Below are 21,923 nucleotides of genomic sequence, written 5' to 3' on the forward strand. Positions count from 1 at the left end.
TATTTCGAACGTTAGGCATTAGACGCGATATTGGTGTGATAATCATCAATATCGCGTTTTTGTATGTATCGAATAATTGTTTTTAAATTGTTAAATGTCACATTTTGAGCTGTTTGACTATTGTTAAGGGTGTAAAACTGACGCAGGCTTGTTTATTATAGTGAACACGGTTTACTCATGTTGATTGAAGTTTACTGAAGTGAATTCTTAGAAAGTGACTTGTAGAGCTTTTGTACAGCTAACCTGATTTATCAAGCTAACGATATAAGCCTATATAAAAGACATCACTTTTTACTATCTACTGTTTCTAAGGTTAAGACGCCAAGGTTACTGACGCGAATACGCTGAAGTGACTAATGATGCAACTTACGTTAGAAGCGACTCTAAATAGAGATATAAGCGGCAGACTCGATTTGGAAAGCCTGCAACGCTTCATGGAGAAGAAAATGACTCAAGAACACGCTAATCAAGACCTACTAACAACACCACTGCATGCACTTCACGTTGAAGAGGGTGCAAAAATGGTTCCTTTCGCTGGCTACGATATGCCAGTTCAGTACCCACTAGGTGTAAAGAAAGAGCACTTACACACTCGTGATGCTGCCGGTCTTTTTGATGTTTCTCACATGGGGCAACTTCGTCTTCATGGCGCGAACGCAGCTGCTGTCTTAGAATCTTTGGTTCCTGTAGATATTATTGACCTTCCTTCTGGTAAGCAGCGCTATGCGTTCTTTACTAATGAGCAGGGCGGCATTATGGATGATCTGATGGTTGCTAACCTAGGCGATCACCTGTTTGTTGTTGTGAACGCAGCATGCAAGACACAAGATATCGACCATCTAACTGCGCACCTTCCTGCTGACGTAGAAATGGAAGTGATTGATGATCGCGCTCTATTAGCACTTCAAGGCCCTAAAGCGTCTGAAGTTTTAGCTCGTTTCCAACCAAGTGTTGCAGACATGCTGTTCATGGACGTCCAAAAAGTTGATATCGACGGCGTTGAATGCATCGTAAGCCGCAGTGGTTACACGGGTGAAGATGGCTATGAGATTTCAGTACCGAACGATCACGCAGAAGCGCTAGCGCGTAAGCTAACTGCAGAAGCTGAAGTAGAGTGGATTGGCCTTGGCGCTCGTGACTCACTTCGTCTTGAGTGTGGTCTATGTCTATACGGTCATGACCTAGATACAACAACTACTCCAGTAGAAGCAAGCCTTCTATGGGGTATTCAAAAAGTGCGTCGTACTGACGGTGAACGTGCAGGCGGCTTCCCTGGCGCTGATATCATCCTTGAGCAAATCGCAACGAAAGATGTTCAACGCAAACGTGTTGGTCTAGTAGGTCAAACTAAAGCGCCAGTACGTGAAGGCGCAGAGCTGTTTGATGCTGAAGACAACAAGATTGGCGTTGTAACAAGTGGTACTGCTGGCCCTAACGCTGGTAAGCCTGTTTCTATGGCGTACGTTCGTACAGACCTAGCAGCAATTGGTACTGAAGTATTCGCTGACGTTCGTGGCAAGAAGCTACCAATGACAGTAGAAAAAATGCCTTTCGTGCCTCAACGTTACTACCGTGGCTAATCTCTTTTAAGAGAAACCATTAAGCTAAATGAAAGCCTATTGTTTACCTCTTTATAATAAGATGTTTGACGGTAGGCTTTTTTGTATTTAGTAACGTACATAACTTTGAGTATTGGTAAAGATAGGTCGTCTGGAATTTCGTTTATAAAATGAGAGATGTGGCTATATCGTTACAAATACTTACTATACTCAGGGTTATGCCGTGTTATGGTGGCCACATATCATTTTTATAAAGAAGTCGTAGTGGTTACAAGGAGTTAACTATGAATGTGAACTATACAGTGAGTCCGGTTCGTAAAGCCGTTTTAGTGCTATTAGCACCGTTGATTTATACATCTAGTGTATTGGCGACGGAAAACACGGCCGAGAGTGCTCCTGATGTGGGTGTCACACCTTATATCGTGAATGGTAGTAACGCTTCTGTGACTGAATTTCCTTCAATGGCGAGCTTGTTCATTGATCGTATTGATTATGATGGTGTTTACTCTACAGGCCCTTACTGTGGCGCGACCATTTTAAACCCGACTCATATTCTGACGGCAGCACACTGTATTTACGGCAATGAAGAAGGGCAGCTATTTACTACTGTAGTCCCTCAAATTGAAGATACGTCTCAATTCCCTAACGGTAACATTCAAAAAGCGCGAGTTTCAGAAGTTTATTATCGCAGTGACTATTCAAATGCGTTGAGTGATCTACTCCGTAACGATGTTGCCATTCTTAAACTAGAAAGCGCACTGAATATCGATTCAATTAATGATGTTGTTAAGCGTCCGTCAAATGCTAACTATCGAATTGGTGTAAATGATTTTGTTGCCGTTGGTCATGGCGATACAAAATCTGATTTTGATGCCACAACGATATTACAGAAAGCACCACTAAACTACGTGGAAAATAACACGTGTGCTTCAGCCTTTACTGATGGTTCTGCGTTAACTGATAATCAAATCTGTTTTATTGGTGACTACAGTGTATTCACTAGGTTATATGGTGGTACATGCCAGGGTGACTCAGGTGGCCCTGTGTATTGGAAGGATGGTGGTGAGTACCGACAAGTTGGTATTACCAGTTTTGGACCTGAAACTTGTGGTGGCGGTAGTATAACTTCGGGCGTGACTGTGACATCAGTATTCACTGAAATATTAGACTATGAAGCTTGGATAGACAGTGTTATTGCTGGTACTGAAACCGCCCAGTTTGTTTCTACTGATGCTAAGCGAACAGCTTATGTGAATGCACGTACATCATCTGGCTCTGGTAGCAGTGGTGGTAGTGTTTCATTTGGTTTATTAGGTATGCTGATGTTGTTCGCGGGTCTTAGAAAAGCCGTGTTACGTTAGAACTGCAATGTTTTGAACAAGTCGACGCTTTATCTAACGATAGCGTCGACTTTTTTATTTCTGCAGGTTTATCTGTTTAGTGATTTACCCGCTTAGTTACTTAGTTACTTAGTTACTTAGTTCTACAACCGCTTTTCGGCTGTACCTTTCTAGAATCTCATCCATCTCTTTTATCGCATCATTGATGCTTTTGATGCCACCTTGCGCGACACTTTTTTCGCTTGGGTTCAATGCAGAAAAAGCCCGTTTCAATTCCTTGTCTTCCAACATGTTTCCGTGCAACAACACTTCTTTGTAAGTGAGTAGCCTTTGCTGTACCGCGACAATTTGATTGCGGGTATCCTCTGATTCTAAAGCGCGCTTTATGCAAGGAAATGCCAAAGTATAACGATTCGCAATTTCCAATTTGACGTCTTTGTTATTCGCAATTTGCAATTTTTCTAATTTCCCAACACTTGAGTAATCAAGTTTACTAGCCTGCACGTTCACGACCGATCAAAGTGCGAAAGTTTATGAAACGTAACGTTTTTTAATAATCGCATAATATGCCTTTGATGGCGTATGTAAACCGTTACGAGTCAATATGGTCTGCTTCTTGCTGAAATTAGGTCATAACTGTCTATTGAGGATAAGCTTATGTCACAAGAACCCATAATCATGGCGCTGATTGATCGCAGGAAGCTCGCTAATTTGTCGCAAGAAAAATTGGCCTCAAGTGCGGGAATGAGTTTAAAAACTTATCAACGTATTGAACGTGGTGAAGCTGACATCAAAATGTCCCAGTATCGTTCTATTACTAGAACCTTAAAAGTGACGGATTTGGATGTCGTGCTTGATATTGTTGGCGCATCGCAAGCCACGGCGGAAGATGTTGCAGCGGTCAGTCGTTTACTGACCAGCGAAGAGAGAATGTTGTTGATCAAACTGATTTTATCGGTCAAAAAATAGCCGTAGCGTTCTGGTCTAATCGGTATCGTCTTTTATCTAAATAAATAGAGTTAGAGCGGTTGTTGCATGGGTGACGTGTTCACTGGGTGACATGAAACAATTATTCTACTCTTCCACGCAGTTGTTTAGTGGTACTTCTTTGCTTCTTACCTTCTAAACGTCTTTTTTGAGAGCCACGCGTCGGCTTAGTTGCTCGTCTTACTTTTTGAACCTTTGTTGCTTCCAAGATCAGTTCTTTCAAACGCACCAAAGCATCATCTCGGTTTTGTTCTTGAGTTCTATACTGCTGCGCCTTAATGATAATCACGCCATCTTTAGTGATGCGGCTATCTTTGTGCGCTAGGAGTTTTTCTTTATAGAAATCAGGTAGGGTGGAGTGCTTGATGTCAAAGCGTAAATGTATCGCGCTCGATACTTTATTGACGTTTTGGCCGCCGGCTCCTTGTGCTCTGATCGCAGTTAACTGGAGTTCCCAGTCTTGAATCGAAACAGAGTTAGATATTTGTAACATAAACTTCCATTTTGAACGGTAATATGGGGTCATGATACTGAATATTGGTTATGGTATCAGTAACTTTCTTAAAGAGTGATAGTAGTGATGACAATAGATTTAACGACGTATGAAGGATTAATCTTTGATATGGACGGTACGTTGATCGATACAATGCCAGCACATGTAAAAGCATGGCAGCAAACGGCTGAAGAGTTCGGTTTTCATTTCGAGGCATCTTGGCTGCACAGCTTAGGTGGTATGCCGAGTTATAAGATAGCGGGTGAAGTGAACAGTAAATACGGTTTGTCACTCGACCCGCAAGCGGTATCAACCTTTAAGATGGCGTCGTTTGCGGCGATTGAAGACAAAGGCGATATTATCCCTTGTACGTATTCTCTTCTAATCGAACATCTAGGTAATAAGAAAATAGCGGTAGGAACAGGCAGTCAGCGTAAAAGCGCAGAACAGCTATTAGATAAAACGGATATCTTGAACAAGCTGGATATCTTAGTGACAGCAACAGATGTGAAGAATCATAAGCCAAATCCTGATACCTTTCTGGACGCGTGCTTTGGCATGGGGTTACAACCTAAGCAATGTGTTGTGTTTGAAGATACCAATCTTGGTAAGCAGGCAGCTCATGCGGCGAACATGGACTGTATTCTGGTGGTCGAAGGGAATAAGTTAGAGTTCTATCCAGCACCAAGCTGATTGTTAAATGGTGATGTTACTGAATGATAAGGCTGCTAAGTCAATGGCTCTCGGTCTGATTAACAGCCTAGCGGGACGATGTACACTCTTGCTAGGCGATTTCACTCATTTCTTTGTCTAGAAATAAACAGACTTGGTTTCGACCTGCCGCTTTGGCCTCATATAACGCCAAATCGGCGCACTTGTAGTTAAGCGCAGGATCGCTAGTGATGTTGGTGATCCCGCCACTCACGGTCACTACGTTGTCGAGATCAAGACTTACAGCAACTCTCAACCTGTTAAGGACGTATTCAGCTTCTTCTGTTGAGGTGTGAGGCAGAATGACACCAAACTCTTCACCACCAATACGAGCAACAAAATCGGTTTCACGACATTCGCGTTGGAGCACTTTAGCGACCGTTTGAATGACTCGATCACCGTAATCATGCCCAAATCGATCATTAATGCGTTTGAAGTAGTCAATATCCAAAATAGCTAAACACGACTGCTCGCGAGTAGGATAACGATTAACACGAGAGCATTCATCGCGCAGCTCAAGATCGAACTTGCGACGGTTCCAACAGCCTGCTAACGAATCTTTTTCACTTAGGTTTCTCAGTTTATTCTCGAGCTCTTTGTGTTTACTGATATCGACAAATGACGCGACATAAAACTGAATTACATCTTTAGAATCTTTAATCGTTTGGATTCGCAGTATTTCAGTGATCAGAGAACCGTCTTTACGGCGATTTACCACTTCGCCTTCCCATACTCCGGTCTTAGTAATAATGCTCCACATCTTTATGTAGAATTCTTGATTGTAGCGACCAGAGGCAAACATAGAAGGTTGGTGACCTTTTACATCTTCCAAGCTGTAACCACTTACGCGGGTAAATTCTTGGTTTACTTTGATTATTCGGTTGTTTCTATCAGTGATGACTAAGGCCGACATACCATTCATTGCTGCTTTAGCCAGTTGGCTATCAATGCTGTTCTTCTTGTGGTTTCTATTCCAAAGCACAAACCCAGCAGAAATCATTGATATCAGTATCGTCAAGGTAATGATCTGTACGATGATAGCGTGGCGTTCTTGTTGATACTGGTTATTAAACTGATGGTTTTTAACGTGAAGAACCATATAAATAGGGCCTTCAAACTGATCTATCTTAGGGCTGATATCTGAGTGGAAATACCAGTTTTCACCATCAAAATAGCTAGAGGACGTGTTGTCTTTAATTGCTTCCCATAATTCTGGATAGCGCTTTGCGTAAGTGATCTCAGCACGAGACTCAAGAACATGACCAAATGATTCTTCTGGGTCGGGCCCCATGATGACATGGCCGGTTTTATTCAGGAGTATCGGAACAGCAGAAGATGTTCCGATTTGATAATGCAGGCGATCATAAATTTCGAGCATATTGAGATTAGCAATAAAGTAACCAATGATGCGATCTTTTGATGTTACAGGCGTCATGATACGAAGCGCCGGAACTAACGGATGGACTATTTCCCCGTATTCGACTTCTAGATCGATACCATTTGAACTGACTTGTCCAATTTCTAGTTTTTGAAGAGTGTCAAAGTAACTGCGTGCTGATTTGTTTTGTAGTTCCTTGTCTGCAACAACTGTGGCTTGATCGTCTTTGTAGTTGACGCGGAACACTTCATTCCCTTGAATATCGAGATAACGAAGTTGTGAGTAATATTTTTGCCCACGAGCAAGCATCACCCACAAGTCTTGCAGCGCTTCTTTGTGAATCGTTGAGGGTTCTTCAATGGCACGAAGAAGGGTTTGTGAATTTGCTATAGAGGGAACGGAGTTAGATATCTGCTCTACGATGACAGAAAGCTCGTGGAAGCTGTATTCAATTTGGTTTTGACTTGATTGCTTGATATTTAGCGTGTGCTGAGCGTCTATCCGATCAAATTCAGAATTAATATAGAGGGCAGGGACTAGTCCTAGGGCAAAAATGGTACATAGAAATTGGCTGACTAGTTTTTTTATACTCGTATTCATCACTGTCCTTAAAGAATCAGCGCAATACTATATATTTTATGGGGTTTTTAATGTGATCTTGACCCAGAACTTAGAACAAGCTTTGCATATAACTATGGTTTTAGTGCAACTTTTTGCAATTAAGCTTGCTAATCGAGCAACCATTCCGTTCAGAAATGACGGCTCGAAGTAGCATACTGTTCAAGTATATCGGTTAGATCGAAAATCAATTCGCCATCATTATTTAGCTAAGGCCAACGATATTTCCTTTTTCATCAATATCTAACGACATGAACGCCGGTTTATCCGGTAAGCCCGGCATGGTCATTACATTGCCACACAAAGCGTAGATGAACCCCGCACCGGCACAAAGCTTCAGTTCTCTAACTGGTACATCAAACTGGGTAGGAGCGCCTTTAACTTGTGCTTCAGTCGAAATAGATAGCGGTGTCTTTGCCAAACATACCGACAGTCTGCTGTATCCATGTTGGTTGAATTCAGCGAGTTGTTGCTTGGCTAAAGGTGATAGTGAAATACTTGCTGCGCCGTAACCGACCTCGGCGACTGCCATCAACTTTTCTTCTAAGCTCTGCTCAGATTCATAAAGTGCTTTAAAGTCGCTCTCGTTTTCACACGCATTGACCACTGCTTGAGCTAATAACGTCGCACCTTCTCCGCCTTTACCAAAAGCTTCGCTGATTTCAACGGTCACATTAGGGTCAAAGTCGGTGATTAGCTGTTTTAGTGTGTTTAACTCTTGAATCGAGTCTTGTGGGAATTGGTTGATGGCGACAACGGCAGGCACTTGGTATTGCTTAACATTGTTGATGTGCCATTTCAGATTCTCAAAGCCAGCGATAAGGGCTTCTTGGTCATCATTGAAGATTGATTCTGGTAATGCGGTGCCTGGTCTTAAATCGTATAAGCCTGAGTTGGCTTTTAGACCGCGTAATGTAGCGACTATAACAGCGCAATCAGGTTTTTTATTCGATGCTTTAACTTTGATGTTACACGCTTTTTCAAAACCCATGTCGGAGCCAAAACCGCCTTCAGTCACTACAAAATCACTCAGTTTGAGAGCAATCTTATCGGCAATAATTGAAGAGTTACCATGTGCAATGTTTGCGAACGGGCCTGCGTGAATCAGCGTTGGCACACCCTCAAGTGTTTGCATTAATGTTGGTTCAATTGAATCTTTCATTGTTACGGTCATTGCGCCTGCAACGTTGAAGTCATCTGCGGTTAATGGCATGCCTTGGTGGTTATAAGCGAGTACCACACGACCAATACGTTTTCTTAAATCTTGCAGGTCGTCAGCCAGCGCAAGAATGGCCATTAGCTCTGAAGCGGCCGAGATATCAAAGCCATCTTCGCGCTCAAAGCCGTTGATTGTTTTGTCTGCCTCGTTCTTACCTACCGTGATCATGCGCAATGCGCGATCATTATGGTCAAGCACGCGTCGCCAAACGATTCTGCTTGGGTCTATATCTAATGCTTTTAAGCCAGAGCGCGCTTCAAAGGCTTCTAACCCTTCACGTTGCTCATGATATAAACGAGCATCAATCGCAGCAGAGGCGAGGTTATGAGCCGCTGTCACTGCATGAATATCACCTGTTAAGTGGAGATTTAACTGCTCCATTGGCGCCACTTGAGAGTAACCACCGCCAGCAGCACCGCCTTTGACACCAAATACTGGGCCCATAGAAGGCTGACGAATACACGCCATCGCAGATTGGTTTATTTGGGCGAGACCTTGTGCAAGGCCAATTGTAGTGACCGTTTTTCCTTCACCGAGTGGCGTAGGTGTAATAGCAGTTACAACGATCAATTTGCCGTCTTGTTGGTCAGAGAGGCGTTCAAGTGACGTAAGAGAAACCTTAGACTTGTAAAGCCCAAGGGGTTGATGTTCTTCATGATTCAGGCCAGCTTGCTTGGCAATCTCACTGATGTTTTTAAGGGGAGTTGAGCGACAAATATCAATATCAGATAGCATATTTGCTCCTTATATCAGAACCGAAAGGTGTTACGTAAACGTTTGCGTGGCGATAGTACTGTATAAATTTGCCAAGTAAAGGCAAACCACACGAATTATGTGCTGGAAGATAACAGATCTAAACAGTCATTGCGCGAGATCAAATCTTAATCTGGCAAAAAATTAGATTTGATTAGGTGTTGCGCCATTCACATAACTCACCAATAGAAAAAGGGCTGCATATAGCAGCCCTCTTAGGAATTGGTCATCTTAGAATGCTTCACTAACCCGTTGGAATCAGTGCCTCAATCTAGATTAACGATCCCAGTATGTTTCTTCTAAGCTATCTTCGCGTTCCGGTAGGGCACGAGAAAGGCGAGGTGAGTGTTGAGTCAATACCTCGTAGCTTACACGGTTTGCGTACTTACAAATTTGAGACAGTGACGAGTAAGTTAGACAAGCGTGCTCGTGTTTCTCTGAGTTTGGTACATTTACGTAGTGGTAGCTGTTTGCTGCCATATCGTGTAGCAGTGCAGAAAGTGCACCGTCGCCTGCGCCATTGGTGTTCTTAATCTCAAGTGGGCCACCTAGATAAGGGCCAATGTGAGAATATACTTTTACTGGGTCTACACAATCTTGCTTACGCATAGCACGGCTGAATTCGTATTTATTGAACTCAGGGATGTTACCCGGTAACAATGGCAGTGTGGTTTCGCGTTTCGCTGGTTCGTCCGTGTAACCTGCCATGTACAAGCCAACAGGGCCCGCAGTACATAAAACAAGGTCAACCCACTCAAGCGCTTTATTCGCTGCAAGTAATGGATCTTTTTCGCCCGTTAATGCTTCACCTTCGTCTTCGTTCATCGCGACGATGGTAACGTTCTCTTTCAGGTATTCTTGCCACCATTCAGCATTACCTTCGATCACGTATTTAGTACCAAGCGTCAGTACAACAGGCACATTGTGTGCTTTCGCATATTCAATCGCTTTTTGTACGGCTTTTGGCATTGGATCTTCAGGCTTACCGCGCATTAGGTATGAAGATACAACTAATGCAGAGGCTTTTTCGAAAATTTGCTCAGGAATACTTTCAGGAAGCAGTTGATTCATGTGTCCTTCGTTGATCGCAAACGTACGTTCGCCATCTTCGGTAATTAGCGTGTAACAACGACCAATTGGACCATCAACTGTTTGTAGGTGGTTTAAGTTCATGCGAGAAGAGGTACGGCAAAGGTAGCGGTAACCAAACGAACCCACTTCGATTTTCTTAGACATAACGCCAAGCAGAACTGATTTACTGTCTGCAAGAACAGAGTAGTTGTGTAGCGTGTTACCAATGGTATCGCCAGGGTATTGATGCGTAATCAAACCACGTTCAACTAGCTCTTCGTAAAGGGCATCGGCTTTACTTTCTTCCAATACAAGCGAGTGACCTTTACTCAGCTCATATTTTTCTAGGAACTCGTTGTCAACACGGGCTTCGATATCAACAATCGTTTGACCTATACCGACAACTGTTGCGCGGTGTAGCTTAGGTGTTTGTTGAATTTGGTTGACCAACGGATCACGGGCGTGAGTTGGAAAGTAGTGCTTAGATTTACGCTGTCCAGGAAATTTCATATGACAAATACAGTGAAAAAATTTTGCCGCATGATATCACATTTTGTTTCTGTTTCTTTCATTTTTATTACATTTTGAATCACCTGCACAATGTCTGTACAGGTGATTCAAGCTCGTTATTCCGTAGGGACTAACGTAGCAGGATCAACGTAAGCCTTTGTACCCCATAGAGGAACAGTGGAAAGGCTGTGTTTGAAGCTACCCTCTGTTTCTTTTGTGGTGTAAGACAAGTAGAGCAATGATTGATTCTCTGCGTCGTAGATGCGGCGAACTTTCATTGTTTTGAAAAAGATACTTTTCGATTGCTTGAATACCACTTCGCCGGATTTGCTCTTGTCTATTTGAGCAATCATTTCTGGTGTGATTTCACCTGTTTGACGACAAGAGATAGAGCTATCACTTGGATCTGACAGGCTAAGGTTTGCTTCGATGGATGCGATATGACAAGTCACACCTGCGATCTTGTCGTCATCTAGAGAAGACATCTTGATATCTTTCATGGTGAAGAAACCGAGAGATACGTCGCCAACTTCATTGTCTGAGCAGCCAGCCAACAATGTCATGATACCAACTGCTATTAAGGCTTTTTTCATAAGAAGTCCTTTTTATTTATATAGTTCTGTTTACTATAGGAATATTGAAAGCGTGAATACGAGTGTAGAGCTTTTCACCGAGTTCTTAAAGGATGTTGTTGGAGAATGAAAAATATGAAGCATTTAAAGTACTTGTTGGCCTTGGTCATGCTCTGTATGCTCTCTGCTTGTAGCTCGGCACCTCAGTCGACCATATGTCTTCCAAATAACTGTGATATTTGGGGATACTAAACGTAGGTACTAATAGAATGAATAACGAAATACCTGAAAATGCACACAAGAAAAACCAATGGCTATTCAGCCAACTCGACATTGCGTACCCCGCAAAAGAGAGCCTTCTCGGTCGAGACCTCTATAAAAGCAAACTTCCCCAAAAAACATATCAACTTCTTCCTCAAGATCAAACTCCTACCCAATTAGATGAATTACACAAAGTCGACTTTCATAAGCTGACGGTTCTATTCTCGCTTAACCAAGCTAGCGCGTATCAAGATGAAACGGAAAGAGCGCATATTTTGGAGTTCTTAAGCCAAATAATGCTATCGGAAGAACATGAACTATTTGTAGGTACCAAGAACGGTGATGTGGTAGCGAGTGCGATTGTTACAGCGACTGATGATTCACTGCTGATCTCAGATGTTGTAAACCAGCATGACCAAGACTGTATTGGGTTTGCTAAACAGTTACTCGAATTTTGGGCACAAGATCAAGGTTCTAGCCATAAAGTATGGTTGGAAAGCTAAAGAACCTTTGATAAAGCGTTAATCTGAGTACAATACACCGTCTTTTAAACAGGGTCCGGTATGTACAAGCTATTGATATCAATCGCTGTATTGTGTGTTAGCGCTTTTTCTACAGCTACTTACGCTAACAACTGGGATATCAAGCACATCCTAGTTATCCACTCCTATGGACCTTCCTATCAATGGACCGCCGATTTCCAAAAGGGAATCGATAACGCGTTCAATCAATCTCAAGTCGAAGTTAAACTTTCAATTGAGTATCTAGATACCAAGCGTATCAACAGTCCGGAATATTACGACTCGCTTGTCGATTACTTTAAAGCTAAGTATTCAGGTTATCACTTGGATGGTGTCATTGTTACCGATGATAACGCAGCAAATTTTCTTGAATCCATCAGCTCATTAATTGACCGAAATACACCTGTTGTTGCGGTTGGCATTAATGATACCAGTACCGACATGTACGCGATTACTGACAGAGCAACCGTGCTTCACGAGAATGATCATATCGACATTAACATCGAGTTGATTTCCCAGTTAAGGCCAAACCTTAAGAACCTGTACTTTGTCAATGATTACAGTGTCACTTCTGAGTTGATTCGTAAAGAAGTACAAAAGGTGATGGTTGGTTTCCCCGATATCAATTTGGTTGAAATTCGAAATCAGACCCTTGAAGAGACGAGACAGTACTTAAAAACTATCTCAGTTGATGATGCAGTTCTGCTCAGCCACTACAACACGGAACTCGCACAAGGCGTTTATCACTCTTATCAAGAGATCGCTGAAACCTTGTCAGTATCAAGCGCGGCTCCTGTGTTCGCACTATGGCAGTTCAATATCTTAGGTGACGTGTTGGGCGGTTATGTTAATCACTCACAAAGTATGGGCGAAGAAGCCGTTGATGCGTTAGACAAGTACGTATCGCTTGGTTTCTCTTCACCGTTGGTACCGGGTGACAACATACGTTTCGTATTCAATTATCCGGCGATGAAAAAGTTCGGCATCGGTGAGAGTGCGTTACCTGAAGAATCTGTTGTCATCAATGAACCTTCTTCTTTTATTCGTAAGAACTTCCAACTGCTGATGGGCTTGACCATGGTGATTGCGGGCTTAAGCCTGATTATCTTGATGCAGTTTATTACGTTGCGTCAAAAGAAAGAGCTGGCAAAGAAGAACAAGCGGATTCTCGCTCTGCAGAAGCAAACACTGAACGTTCAGAAAGACATGATTCATGTGTTAGGCGAAGCCATTGAAACGCGATCTGGCGAAACGGGTAATCACGTAAAGCGTGTTGCTAAGTTATCAGCACTTTTGGCGAAACATCGAGGTTTAAGCCACCGTGAAGTAGAAATGCTTGAAATCATCAGTCCGATGCACGATGTAGGTAAAATCTCAGTGCCAGAATCGATTCTCGACAAGCCAGGTAAACTAACGGATGAAGAATGGGAAGTGATGAAGTTGCACACCACGGCAGGCTACAATTTGCTGATCAGTGGAGCGGGTGACATCACTAACTTAGCTGCGATTATCGCCAATGAGCATCACGAGCGATGGGATGGTGAAGGATACCCAAATGGTAAGGCTGCTGATGAAATCCATTTGTTTGCACGCATTACTGCCGTAGCCGATGTTTTCGACGCATTGTTGAGCGCACGTTGCTATAAAGAGCCGTGGCCGTTAGAAATGGTTGTAGACCTATTTGAACGAGAGTGCGGTCGACAGTTTGATCCTGAGCTTGCCAAGCTATTGCTGGACCATTTACCAGAGTTTGTTGCGATCAGAGACGCTTACCCAGATAGTTCCAATTCAGAATCGGCTGCTTTAGCTGCTACTACTCAACAAGCCAACTGTGCGTGATTTTAGCTCATCATAGGGTGAGCTAAACCATTTCTCCCGCCATTCTTTCTACGCGACGTATTCTACCTGTTTATATTTGTGCTTGAGACTAATTATCATTTATAAAATATCGGACTGAAAACACTGTTCATATATCTCTAAGTTAGATGAAAATGCTTAAGCATATTGAATCATAAGGTGATCAGCTGCATATTTTGCAAAGAAAAATAACTAAGTTTAGGTAAAGTGTTAGCTTAATCATGCCGAGCCTGAAGATAACCTTATAGGATAAAGCTTGGATTCAAAGCGAGTGAAATTTCTATGCGGTTGGAACAAACTAAGTGTGTAATTTTTGATTGTGACGGAACGTTAATCGATAGCGAAAGACTGTGCTGCCAAGCTCTAGTGAACGTATTCTCGAGTTTCGGCGCTGATTTAAACGTGAACGACTGTTACGCCCATTTTCAAGGTGGGAAGTTGGCCGATATATTGATGGATACACAAGAACGCCTTGGACTGTCGATATCCGTTGATACGCTTGAACCACTTTACCGCTCAGAGCTTGAAGCACTTTTCCAGCGTCATTTGAAACCTATGGATGGCGCTATTGAGCTGATTGAATTTCTAAAACGACAAGACATCGAATTTTGTATCGCTTCAAACGCCCCGAAATCGAGAGTCGAATCATCATTAGCGATGACGGGTATGCTTGATGACTTTAAAGGCAAAGTGTTTTCGGCATTTGATGCTAACAGTTGGAAACCTGAGCCTGATTTGATCATGTATACCGCAATGAATATGGGCTTTTTACCAAACGAATGTATTTATGTTGACGACACGGTGAAAGGTATTGAAGCTGGGGTTCGAGCGGGTATTCAATCTTTTAGACTGAGACCAACGATTGAAGATTCACTGAATGATGATCCAGAAGCCGACATAGCAGAGCTAGCGGCTCAGGATATTTACAGTTTAGAAGAAATTTCAGTTTGGATTAATGGCAAGCATTGCTCAATGAATGGTATACCGAACTCTGGAGTTTTGGTGGGGTAGTGCCTATTTGAAGGCTGACTATTTTGCTAAATTGTTTGGTATGGAAACCGCAAGATGCGCACGTAAACTTTTCTCCGCTTTCTGAGAGCAGATATTCGTCGTGTTGGCATAGAGGGCATGTGATGTCTTCGTTGTTTGGTGCTTCTGTATTATTCATTATGTCACCTGCAGCAAGAGGGTAAGCGAAAATAAGACCCGTTTAATTAGATTACTCCTAAGCTCGATTATTAGACAGTTTTGCCCCTTCATAATCTCTCCTTTGCGACTTGCTTCATGGTAATGATAATCTCATCTTTAAAGACCGTGTGTTTCCTATGGTTATTGGTGGGAGTTGTTATTAATGCAAGTTGTTATCAATGCAAGTTGTTATCAATGGAAGTTGGCATTAATGGAAGTTGCTATTAACGATCGTCAATAAAAAAAGGACTCAGTGCGAGTCCTTCTTAGTTTGTTTTCTCTTCACGTTAACTGGAAGCCACTTTAGCGTTGGCTTTGAACGTTATGACTTTGAACGTGATGGCTTTGAACGTTATGACTTTGAACGTTATGACTTTGAACATTATAGCGTCGAGCCTTAAGTGCGGTATCTTGCCAAAGTTTGAGACAAAGATACGGAGGCTTCAGTTAGCTTAGATACACCATTTGAAGAGTTTTGGGCCACATCTTTAATCACATCTGATTGGCTGCGGATATCGTTAAGCTCTGCCGCGATGGTATTCGCTACATTACTTTGCTCATCTGCAGAAGTGGCTATCTGAATGCTCATGTCCATCAAGGTATTCGCGGAAGCCGCGATAGAATTCACGTCATCACCGATATTTGAAATCAGTTGGCTGCTGGTTTGAGCCTGATCAACCGTTTGTTCAGTGATTTTAGCGATGTTCTGGCTTTCTTGTTGCAGGCGCTCAATCATCGCTTGAATCTCAACGGTAGCCGACTGTGTTCTGCTTGCCAGCGTTCGTACTTCATCCGCAACAACCGCAAAACCACGGCCTTGCTCACCCGCACGAGCTGCTTCAATCGCCGCGTTTAGTGCAAGTAGGTTAGTTTGCTCAGAGATTGCGTTGATCGTCGTGATCACTTCATTAATTTGGCTGGTGTTGACATTTAAGCTGGTCACCGAAGATGAGGTTTGCTCAATCAGAGAAGAAAGTGTGCTGATCTCTGAGATGGCTTGTTGAACCTTCGAGTGGCTATCGTTGATTTGCTGCGCATCTTGTTCTGTTTGTTCAGTTGAACGTGCAGAGATATTCGATACTTCGTTAGCTGATGCCGTCATCTGGTCCATTGCAGTTGCCACAGAGTCCAAAGACGCGTTTTGGCTCATGATTTGTGTTTCGCTTCGCTTCATCTCTGTTTCGAAAGAAGCCGACGTTTCACTGAGTGTCGCGGCACTGTGGTTTACGTTGTTCACTAGTTCACTTAGCGTGTCCATTGAACGGTCAAGTGCACATCCAATAGTACCAAATTCATCACGGCCCGGGTGGAAGCCAAGACGTGAGGTTAAGTCACCGTCACCAATCTTTTGAGTCGTTGAGTAAAGCACCCATAATGCACCACCTAGGAAGGTCGCAACCCAGTAACAGAAAAGACCAAAAGGCGCACACCATAAAAGACTGAGTAATAAAGTGTACAGTGCTTGCTGCTTTTGGTTTTGTGTCTCGTTATTTGAAACGGTTAGAGAGTAGTAGTTACCATCTTGTGCAAGAGCCGTTGCGGTAACCGCGCCACTGTTAGAAATGATGGTTTCTTGAGGACGAGTTTGTTGGCTAACAGAACGAACAGAGGCAGGGGAATCTGACGCTGATAAAATGCCTTTGAGTTGATACTCAACCTGGTGTTTTGCACTCGCGTCAATTTGTTCCATTTTGTTGACGTAGTTGAGTCCAGCCAGGCTTGCCACAGCGGCAAAAAAGATTAAGAAAATAACCCAAAACTTGTCGTTGATAGACATTTTGATAAACAGCTTGTCGATCGTTCGAAATTGTACTTCTTTCATAAAAACTCCACGGTAAATCCTTTACCGTGGACTCTAAATAACCGACCTCAATAAAAATGTGATACCAATCGACTAATTGTGAAAATTAATGATACCAACATATCGTTTATGAGATCTCAATCAAGTATTTATACTGCGTATAGGTTTATTAGCCTAATGAAGGTAGTAACCCTACTGAAATAAGGATTTGAATTGCAATGATAAACACGCCAACGCTACCCGCTAAAAACAACGCTTTGCTTCCGCCTAATACTTGGTAAGTCTCTTGAGTATTTTGTCCATTAACGGCGAAATCAGTGTAACGAACTTTGTAAACCATCACTGTTGGTAACAGGATTGCAAGCACTGCTAGCGCAATTGCTGCGTAACCCAGAGCCATGATAAAGCCTTGTGGGTAGAACAAAGCAAAGCCGAGTGGCGGAACGAAAGTGATCAATGCTGTTTTGACACGCTTAGCGCTGCCTAGCTTATTGCTTAATGAATCGCCCATGAATTCGAATAGGCCCAAGCTCACGCCAATAAATGAGGTTAACAGTGCAAGATCGGCAAATACACCAACGATCACGCTAAGGTTAGATTGATGAACGGTCTGTGACAGTGAGACTAACAGTGCGCCCAAGTTGGTGTCTGACAATAGCTGTTCTTGGCTAATTACACCTAAAGTCACGCTCTGCCAGAAAACATAGATGACCAAAGGCAGTGCAGAACCAATAATCATGACCTTACGTAAAGAGCGAACATCGCCATCAAGGTATCGAACAATCGAAGGGATGCTGCCGTGAAAGCCAAAAGAGGTGAACACAACCGGAATCGCCGCAACAATCAGGCCTTGCTGCAAAGGCATGCTCATTAGGTACTGAGAAGTAATGTTAGGTGCTAGAAAGCTAAGTACTAAAACCATCGCGATTAGCTTTAAGCCAAACAAAACGCGGTTAACTTTATCAACACTGTGTGTACCAATCGTCACAACACCGGCAACTAACAGAGTAAATAGAAGGGTTGTGATTTGGCCGTTGAGTTCAATGCCTGCAATATCCGAAATACGTTGGTTGAATTGAGCACCACCGCCAGCAATGTAGGCTGCACATAAAGCGTAAAACAGAAACATAACGGCGAAGCTCGCAATCCACTTTCCTTTGTTCCCTAAAATTGTGTGAGCTAAAGTGTGTAGGGTTGCGTCCGATTCTGCGAATTGATGAAGCTCTACCATTAATAAAGCGGTAAAGGCCATTAATGCCCAAAGACACAGCATTAAGAAAAGCGAAGTTGAGAAGCCAATACCTGCAGAAGCAAGTGGAAGAGCGAGCATGCCAGCACCAATAGTGGTGCCTGCAATGATCAAAGTACTACCAAAAACCTTTGATTTATTCATTGTATATAATTCTTTACGTTAGAGTGTATTTTCATTGTAATTCTTCTAGATTAAGCGCATAAACCCAAAGAATATCTCGATTTTCAAGTATTCTGATTGAGTTTAATTCCAAATGCAATCTCTAATGTAATTAAAAATATCCACTGTAAATTAATATTTACAATAATGAGTAACAGGGCATCAGAAATGTCTAAGCAAACGTTTGACCATGATCAGCTTCAAAATTTGTAGAGTAATTTGTTGTACTTGGTGTAAGGTAGCAGTACATATGTCGTTCGCGTATACCCCTTTAACGTAAATAAGCGTTAATGATCGCGAGTAGCTTCAAGCTATAAATATGGAATGGGTAGAGTAGAGTGCGTTCATCAAAGTGACATAATATAAGTCCAAGATGGTGTACTAGTTAACAGGACATTATGTCCACATCAAGGAATAGAGGGGGCACTATGAGTGACCAATCTTATAATGACGAAAGTCTTGAGTTGTTAGATGCTATGGAAATTGGCATTGATTTATCTGACTATGAACAAACAGTTAAACAATTAGCAGAAGAGCTTTTTAAGTCTTCGAACTAAGCTTTTAAATTTTTAACTTGAGCTTTTTAAGCAAAAGTACTTAAACGAAAGCTTCTTTAGCTAAAAGTTTTTGTAGTTCAACGTTCTCAAATTAGACAATTCTTAAACTGAGCAAATCTCATTCGCTCACACGTCATATCAAAACTATCCTCATTAAAGTTCGCGAAGATAAACGAGTACGTTTACCATGTTACTTAGTTCTCGATACTTTAATGAGGTTCAATGAACTTTCTCGCACACCTACACATCGCCCAACACTGCAACAGTAACTTAGCCGGTAATCTGTTAGGTGACTTCGTTAAGGGTGACCCTAATAAACACTATTCAGATTCGCTTTCTAACGGGATAAGACTTCATCGATTCGTCGATAGCTATACTGACCGTCATGATGTTTCTCGCTCTGCAAAATCTCTGTTTTCAGATCAAACAAAGCGCTTTGCTCCTATCGCACTCGATGTCTTCTGGGATCACTGCTTAGCTAATCATTGGGGCCAGTTCTCGACACAATCGTTAGAGCACTTTTGTTCAGACAGTCATCAGCAGATTTTCGAACATCAAGAGTCACACTGGCCTGAAAACTTCATTACTATTCATCAAAAGATGGCAGAACAGCGGTGGTTGGAAAGCTATCAAGACATGTATTCCATTGAGTTGGTATTACAGCGAATGGCTTTAAGAAGGCCTAAGCTAGGCATGCTCAAAAACTGTTACGACGACCTCGAACGCCACTATGATAAGTTGCAGTGTCACTTTAATGAGCTTTATCCAAGCGTTTTAGAAGAAGCAAACCAGTTTAGTGCGCTTCAATTGACGAAAAATCAAAAGGAAAGGTAAACAGCGTAATGCAGGTTTGCTACAATCCGCGCCTATTTAATCTTTGAGCATCATACTATGTCTGAACCTACTAAATATTTTAACCAACTTGGATTGTCTGACCAACTGCTTACAACACTCACCGAGCTTAACTTTACGGCTCCAACCAGTGTTCAAGAGCAAGCGATTCCATTGGTGCTAGAAGGCAAAGATGTATTGGCTGGTGCGCAAACGGGTACAGGTAAAACCGCAGCTTTTGGTTTGCCGATTATTCAAAGATTAATCGAGACTAAAGATAACGTTATCCCAAACCCTAAGTTAGTCCGCGCCCTTGTATTAGTGCCAACGCGTGAATTAGCACAACAAGTATTTGATAACGTAACCAGTTACGCGAAAGGTACCGACATTAAAGTGGTTGTCGCTTACGGCGGCGTTAGCATGAAGGTGCAAACGGATAACCTACGTGGCGGCGCAGATATCTTAGTGGCAACACCTGGTCGTCTTATCGACCACATGTTCACAAAGAACATCATACTGAGCCACACTGAAGTGTTGGTGCTTGATGAAGCGGATCGCATGTTGGACATGGGTTTCATGCCTGACATCAAACGCATTCTTTCACGCATGAATGAAGTACGTCAGACTCTGTTCTTCTCTGCGACGTTCGATAATAAAATAAAAGCGCTTGCACATCGTATGATGCAGTCGCCAAGTGAAATTCAAGTTACGCCAAAAAACAGCACCGCGGACACGGTGACTCAGATGGTTTATCCCGTTGATAAATCACGCAAGAGTGAACTGCTGGCTTACTTGATCGGTTCAAAGAACTGGCAACAAGTGTTGGTCTTCACTAAAACTAAACAGGGCACTGATGCACTAGTTAAAGAGCTTAAGCTAGACGGCATTAAAGCGGCGTCAATCAATGGTGATAAGAGCCAAGGTGCGCGCCAAAAAGCATTGGACGATTTTAAATCAGGCAAGGTTCGCGCGTTGATTGCGACTGACGTTGCAGCTCGTGGTATCGATATTCAACAGCTGGAACAAGTTGTGAACTATGATATGCCATTCAAAGCAGAAGATTACGTTCACCGTATTGGACGTACAGGCCGCGCAGGCAACAGCGGTTTAGCCATTTCTTTGATGAGTCAGGATGAAGCTTACCTACTGGGTGACATTGAACGATTGCTAGATACGCGTTTGCCTCGAGAGTGGTTAGAGGGTTTTGAACCAAGCCTTGAAAAAGATGTAGCCCCCGACCGTGGTGGTCGCAGTAAGAGTCGTTCATCGGAGAAACGTAAGATGAAAGCTAAGCTTAAAATCCATCAAAACCGTGGTAAAGCACGTCGCTAATAAGCGGACGTAAAGAACTCGATTAAAGATCTATACATATAAAAACGCGCCGTTACAGTTGGTTCTGTAACGGCGCGTTTTTGTATTTAGTCAATTAATTTACGATCAGGGCAGACAAAAGCATTCGATTAATGGTGTTCTTGATTGCACTTCCACACGCAAGGGACTTCATAAATTAGCTCTTCAATCGAGCTTGGATTCAAGATCCATTCTTCACTGATATTGAACATACTGATCATTTGCTTGTTGAACAATTGCCAGTGTTTTAACAATGCTTCTTCAGGCGTCGATTGCATGTCACCTTCGTTCCACGTGCTTTCCATGAAAGGGGTTAGGCATACCGCTCCGTGCGCATACATGATCATTTGCCATTTTATTTCATAAATGTTGATCAAGTTATCTGGATTCGCATCATTATATTCTTCTGCCAACATATGGATTTGTCTTTCGACATTACCAACATTGTCGATAAAGTAATCGACCAAGTTGTCTTTTTGGCGAACAGAGTCAGTGATAAGTTGCATCGGTTTACGTGAGTGAATCATGTTGCTAAAGAGACGCATACTAAATAAATAGATAGTAATGTTTGGCGCAATGCCTTTTGGTAACTCTTCCACTATCTTAGCAATGTAAGACTGAAAATACTCATGTAAACAGTCACTTATAGCATGCCAGATTTTTTCTTTGCTACCAAAGTGATGGCGAATAAGGCTATGCGAGACGCTTGCTTTTTCACTGATGTTTCGTAGCGAAACGCTATCATAACCATGCTCACAGAACATATCCGCAGCAACACTCATGATCAAAAATCGAGTCTCTTCGGCGTCTTTTGCGCTTCTTCTACCTTGTTTCTTTTCTGTCATCTTCTTTTCACACATTTACCTGATTACCACATTCTACACTGTTTTCCTTAAAATAAAAAATACTGCACAGGTGGAAAGTAAAGCTTGAGA

The 21,923-nt window shown here is 42.5% G+C and carries 20 protein-coding genes; 10 read left to right on the forward strand and 10 right to left on the reverse strand.

Annotation, left to right across the window (positions count from 1 at the left end; translation table 11 throughout):
• The first annotated feature begins 446 nt into the window (after positions 1-446).
• On the forward strand, positions 447-1,580 hold the full coding sequence (gcvT, locus tag QWZ07_RS01655) for a glycine cleavage system aminomethyltransferase GcvT (protein ID WP_029225803.1): 1,134 nt from the start codon (positions 447-449) through the stop codon (positions 1,578-1,580).
• Positions 1,581-1,843: 263 nt separating this feature from the next.
• Positions 1,844-2,920, forward strand: a complete 1,077-nt coding sequence (locus tag QWZ07_RS01660) for a S1 family peptidase (RefSeq protein ID WP_192852597.1) — start codon at positions 1,844-1,846, stop codon at positions 2,918-2,920.
• 108 nt (positions 2,921-3,028) lie between these two features.
• Here QWZ07_RS01660 and QWZ07_RS01665 read toward each other — a convergent pair whose 3' ends face one another.
• Positions 3,029-3,355, reverse strand: a complete 327-nt coding sequence (locus QWZ07_RS01665; RefSeq protein WP_192852637.1) for a hypothetical protein — start codon at positions 3,353-3,355, stop codon at positions 3,029-3,031.
• Positions 3,356-3,556: 201 nt separating this feature from the next.
• Here QWZ07_RS01665 and QWZ07_RS01670 point away from each other — a divergent pair, with 201 nt between their 5' ends.
• Entirely contained in the window at positions 3,557-3,868 is a 312-nt protein-coding gene (locus tag QWZ07_RS01670; RefSeq protein WP_192852598.1) for a helix-turn-helix transcriptional regulator, read from the forward strand.
• Between the two features lie 100 nt (positions 3,869-3,968).
• On the opposite strand, the gene arfB is transcribed toward QWZ07_RS01670, so the two are convergent.
• A complete protein-coding gene (gene arfB, locus QWZ07_RS01675) occupies positions 3,969-4,379 on the reverse strand; it encodes an alternative ribosome rescue aminoacyl-tRNA hydrolase ArfB (RefSeq protein WP_004730912.1) in 411 nt (136 codons plus the stop codon).
• Between the two features lie 87 nt (positions 4,380-4,466).
• Between arfB and QWZ07_RS01680 the strand changes: the two genes are divergently transcribed.
• Positions 4,467-5,072 (forward strand): beta-phosphoglucomutase family hydrolase, encoded by a 606-nt coding sequence (locus QWZ07_RS01680; RefSeq protein ID WP_192852638.1) that lies wholly within the window; start codon positions 4,467-4,469, stop codon positions 5,070-5,072.
• Between the two features lie 91 nt (positions 5,073-5,163).
• Here the strand turns inward: QWZ07_RS01680 and QWZ07_RS01685 are convergent, their stop codons facing one another.
• The 4 genes from QWZ07_RS01685 to QWZ07_RS01700 form a co-directional block, all read right to left on the reverse strand.
• Positions 5,164-7,068 carry a sensor domain-containing diguanylate cyclase gene (locus tag QWZ07_RS01685; protein ID WP_192852599.1) on the reverse strand — a complete coding sequence of 635 codons (1,905 nt, stop codon included), beginning with the start codon at positions 7,066-7,068 and terminating at the stop codon, positions 5,164-5,166.
• Between the two features lie 223 nt (positions 7,069-7,291).
• Positions 7,292-9,040 carry a formate--tetrahydrofolate ligase gene (locus tag QWZ07_RS01690; RefSeq protein ID WP_192852600.1) on the reverse strand — a complete coding sequence of 583 codons (1,749 nt, stop codon included), beginning with the start codon at positions 9,038-9,040 and terminating at the stop codon, positions 7,292-7,294.
• 294 nt (positions 9,041-9,334) lie between these two features.
• Entirely contained in the window at positions 9,335-10,639 is a 1,305-nt protein-coding gene (locus QWZ07_RS01695; protein WP_017111958.1) for an inosine/guanosine kinase, read from the reverse strand.
• A gap of 116 nt (positions 10,640-10,755) precedes the next feature.
• Positions 10,756-11,232 carry a CreA family protein gene (locus QWZ07_RS01700; RefSeq protein ID WP_017111959.1) on the reverse strand — a complete coding sequence of 159 codons (477 nt, stop codon included), beginning with the start codon at positions 11,230-11,232 and terminating at the stop codon, positions 10,756-10,758.
• Positions 11,233-11,480: 248 nt separating this feature from the next.
• On the opposite strand from QWZ07_RS01700, the gene QWZ07_RS01705 reads away from it, so the two are divergent.
• From QWZ07_RS01705 to QWZ07_RS01715, 3 genes are all read left to right on the forward strand, one after another.
• On the forward strand, positions 11,481-11,975 hold the full coding sequence (locus QWZ07_RS01705; protein ID WP_102311970.1) for a hypothetical protein: 495 nt from the start codon (positions 11,481-11,483) through the stop codon (positions 11,973-11,975).
• A gap of 60 nt (positions 11,976-12,035) precedes the next feature.
• Positions 12,036-13,832, forward strand: a complete 1,797-nt coding sequence (locus tag QWZ07_RS01710; protein WP_076670280.1) for an HD domain-containing phosphohydrolase — start codon at positions 12,036-12,038, stop codon at positions 13,830-13,832.
• A 300-nt stretch (positions 13,833-14,132) separates the two neighbouring features.
• Entirely contained in the window at positions 14,133-14,861 is a 729-nt protein-coding gene (locus tag QWZ07_RS01715; RefSeq protein WP_017111961.1) for an HAD-IA family hydrolase, read from the forward strand.
• Here the strand turns inward: QWZ07_RS01715 and QWZ07_RS26455 are convergent.
• The 3 genes from QWZ07_RS26455 to QWZ07_RS01725 form a co-directional block, all read right to left on the reverse strand.
• Positions 14,803-15,018 (reverse strand): hypothetical protein, encoded by a 216-nt coding sequence (locus QWZ07_RS26455; protein ID WP_076670283.1) that lies wholly within the window; start codon positions 15,016-15,018, stop codon positions 14,803-14,805. The genes QWZ07_RS01715 and QWZ07_RS26455 overlap by 59 nt on opposite strands.
• 417 nt (positions 15,019-15,435) lie before the next feature.
• The gene (locus tag QWZ07_RS01720) at positions 15,436-16,860 is read right to left on the reverse strand and encodes a methyl-accepting chemotaxis protein (RefSeq protein ID WP_102325945.1); all 1,425 of its coding nucleotides are present in this window, start codon (positions 16,858-16,860) and stop codon (positions 15,436-15,438) included.
• A gap of 148 nt (positions 16,861-17,008) precedes the next feature.
• Entirely contained in the window at positions 17,009-18,232 is a 1,224-nt protein-coding gene (locus QWZ07_RS01725; protein ID WP_192852601.1) for an aromatic amino acid transport family protein, read from the reverse strand.
• Between the two features lie 446 nt (positions 18,233-18,678).
• Between QWZ07_RS01725 and QWZ07_RS01730 the strand changes: the two genes are divergently transcribed.
• The 3 genes from QWZ07_RS01730 to QWZ07_RS01740 all read left to right on the forward strand — a co-directional run bounded on the left by QWZ07_RS01730 (position 18,679) and on the right by QWZ07_RS01740 (position 20,970).
• Positions 18,679-18,807 carry a hypothetical protein gene (locus QWZ07_RS01730; protein WP_017059831.1) on the forward strand — a complete coding sequence of 43 codons (129 nt, stop codon included), beginning with the start codon at positions 18,679-18,681 and terminating at the stop codon, positions 18,805-18,807.
• A 222-nt stretch (positions 18,808-19,029) separates the two neighbouring features.
• Complete coding sequence (locus tag QWZ07_RS01735; protein WP_192852602.1) at positions 19,030-19,641, forward strand: acyl carrier protein phosphodiesterase; 612 nt, start codon at positions 19,030-19,032, stop codon at positions 19,639-19,641.
• A 57-nt stretch (positions 19,642-19,698) separates the two neighbouring features.
• Positions 19,699-20,970 carry a DEAD/DEAH box helicase gene (locus QWZ07_RS01740; RefSeq protein ID WP_192852603.1) on the forward strand — a complete coding sequence of 424 codons (1,272 nt, stop codon included), beginning with the start codon at positions 19,699-19,701 and terminating at the stop codon, positions 20,968-20,970.
• A 128-nt stretch (positions 20,971-21,098) separates the two neighbouring features.
• Here QWZ07_RS01740 and QWZ07_RS01745 read toward each other — a convergent pair whose 3' ends face one another.
• Positions 21,099-21,833, reverse strand: a complete 735-nt coding sequence (locus QWZ07_RS01745; protein ID WP_102383267.1) for a TetR/AcrR family transcriptional regulator — start codon at positions 21,831-21,833, stop codon at positions 21,099-21,101.
• Positions 21,834-21,923 lie beyond the last annotated feature (90 nt).

The sequence above is a fragment of the Vibrio lentus genome (assembly GCF_030409755.1).
GTDB classification, from domain to species: Bacteria; Pseudomonadota; Gammaproteobacteria; order Enterobacterales; family Vibrionaceae; genus Vibrio; species Vibrio lentus.